The organism is Bacillus cereus group sp. BfR-BA-01492 (genome assembly GCF_022662815.1).
GTDB classification, from domain to species: domain Bacteria; phylum Bacillota; class Bacilli; order Bacillales; family Bacillaceae_G; genus Bacillus_A; species Bacillus_A cereus_BD.
Genome location: NZ_JAKUEH010000044.1, coordinates 1 through 2,319, shown reverse-complemented (window position 1 = coordinate 2,319; position 2,319 = coordinate 1). Strand labels below are relative to the sequence as shown.

Sequence of the window (2,319 nt, the reverse complement as noted above, 5' to 3'; positions counted from 1 at the left end):
TGGAAGAACTTCAGGCTGATAAGCATGAATTAAAGAGTGCGATTGACTTAATTAAGGCATTAGATCAAAGTTATGATTATATGGGTCCTAAATATTAAAAAACACTCGCTACGGTTAAAATGTCTCTAAACGCACAATTTTTTGATATGGTGCCCCCTAATACCTTATATCCTTCCACCTCACATAGAGCAAAAATTTTTTCTTTTGCTCTCTCTTTATTTTATTGTGTTTTCATCCTCATCCCCTCCATAACGACTTATCAAATATCGAAAAGTTATATGGTACTAATATCCTGCTCAGAAAACTTGTATGGTATACATAAAAACAAAAAAGAACGGCTCTCCGTTCTTCATAAACTATTCTTTCTTAATTTCTACACACAATACTTGGGCATTAAACTCCCACTGATAAAAATTTCACTTTATCATTTCTCGATTTCTAAGATATTTATTTTTAATTCTCTTTTAAGAAAAATGTTTTTAGACAATTAAAAACATCCTTCTTATTCTTCAATATATAATACTTAAACTTCTCATCCCTAATGTTTTTATAAACAGAAAAAAGGGTAGATGATGAACGATTGTACGGTTTAATTAGCAAAGATATACCCATACTACAATTCTATATAACTATTGTATATAAATATATCAAGTTAAGAATTATAAGAAGGTATTCCTAAATGACATCCACAATACTCAATATAAACTTTTTCATCTTCTTCATCTACATAGTAATGAATTCTGGTTGTACGACCAATTTTTATATGCCATTCAAATAATCTTTTTCCTTTAGAAGGTACATTAAGCTCTCTTTTTCCTTCTAAATTTAGGTGTTTGTATCATCCTTTTTGATTCTCCTAAAATTTCATAACCTGTTTGTTTTAAAAATATTTCTTTTCTATCTTCTTCAGATACTCCCTTTTTTAATAATGATAATTCAATATACTATCTTCACCAAGGGATTCTTAAATCTCAATATCCATAATTTGGTGTTTTTTTATATACTAAATCAACTTATTCTCTTATACTTAAATGTATTTTAAATGAGCTAGCATCCAATGACCGAGACTGCTTCATTCAAAATATAGTTCTCTATCCTAATTACCGAACATGTTTATTCCACTAAATTTCTGTACATAATAATAAATATAATCAAGTTTTTGTCATAATGGAATTAAAGAATTTCTCAATGGTATCAAACTCAGTGATTAAGTGTATGTGGTATACGCTTCAAACCATTTTTGAGCTGATTCTGGATCATGAACATAACTTACTGATGTAATTGTAATTTTCTTTTGCTTATTCATTTTATGTATTCCTTTCAATAAATCCATGGAGGTTAGTCTTATGATAAACGAAATTGGTAAACATATTCGTACACTACGTACTCAAAAAGGCATTGGACTAAACACCTTTGCAAAACAACTTGGTGTGTCACCAGCTTATTTAAGTAATCTTGAAACCGGAAAGACAGATACGCTTCAGCTTTCCTTACTACAAAAATTGCAAGATGAACTTCAACTCATCACAATGGATAACTTCTCATTCATACAAGATGAAACCAAATATCGAATCACCCGGGCGAGCACTTTACTACATAACTTAATCCAGCAAGATGAAGCACTCGGATATTACTTATTAGAAACATTAGAAAGGGGTATTGATCTCTCTCAAGACTCACCTACTTCCCATAATAATGATCAAGATTATTATTTACCGAACTAAAAAAGCTATTCACAATGAAAAACAATTATTTATGTCGGTGAATAATTTAGCAAAAAAAGAAGAGCATATCTCTTAGGAAAAGAGAATGCTCTTTTTACTTTTCATCTTCTTGACAACTTACTGCCGCTTCAACTATCGACTTTAACACTGGATTTCTCTTTTCCCATTCTTTTTGAAACCATTCTTTTTGTTCTTCTTTTTCCATTGATACAAGTGGTGAATGGATAATGACTTTTGTATTGCCAAATTGGAATTCTTTCACCATATCTCCCCTTGCACTATATGTATGCAAGACAGGAAAAAAGACGAACTATCATTTTCATAGGACAAGTTTTCCATACATATCCATAACAATAATACTAGACAAGCTGGTAGGTGAAACGAATGTATCGTCCAGAAGAACTTGATGTATTTATTTACGTAAAAGCCGTAAAGATCTAGAAGAAGAAAAAAAGCAATGGAACACGGACAACATTATGATACGCTTGAACGTCATCGAACTCAGTTATTAGAACTCGCTCATAAAGAGCATCATAATATCATTGATATTTTTGAAGAAGTTGTTTCTGGTGAATATATATCTGAAAGACCTATG

Annotated in this window: 2 protein-coding genes and 2 pseudogenes; 2 read left to right on the top strand and 2 right to left on the bottom strand. The window is 30.7% G+C overall.

Going from position 1 to position 2,319, the window contains the following annotated elements; genetic code table 11:
• Positions 1 to 453 precede the first annotated feature (453 nt).
• Positions 454 to 594, bottom strand: a pseudogene (locus MR063_RS21440) (sporulation protein YhbH); the annotation flags it as partial.
• Between the two features lie 752 nt (positions 595 to 1,346).
• On the opposite strand from MR063_RS21440, the gene MR063_RS21435 reads away from it, so the two are divergent.
• Positions 1,347 to 1,724: a helix-turn-helix domain-containing protein gene (locus tag MR063_RS21435; RefSeq protein ID WP_242201335.1), complete on the top strand. Its 378-nt coding sequence runs from the start codon at positions 1,347 to 1,349 to the stop codon at positions 1,722 to 1,724.
• Between the two features lie 94 nt (positions 1,725 to 1,818).
• Here MR063_RS21435 and MR063_RS21430 read toward each other — a convergent pair whose 3' ends face one another.
• Complete coding sequence (locus tag MR063_RS21430) at positions 1,819 to 1,986, bottom strand: hypothetical protein (protein WP_242201333.1); 168 nt, start codon at positions 1,984 to 1,986, stop codon at positions 1,819 to 1,821.
• A gap of 122 nt (positions 1,987 to 2,108) precedes the next feature.
• Here MR063_RS21430 and MR063_RS21425 point away from each other — a divergent pair.
• Positions 2,109 to 2,319: pseudogene (locus tag MR063_RS21425) on the top strand (recombinase family protein); the annotation flags it as partial.

Bases quoted from the DNA above. Each gene is read 5' to 3' on its own strand.
- MR063_RS21435 (WP_242201335.1), top strand. From the start codon at position 1,347: ATGATAAACGAAATTGGTAAACATATTCGTACACTACGTACTCAAAAA.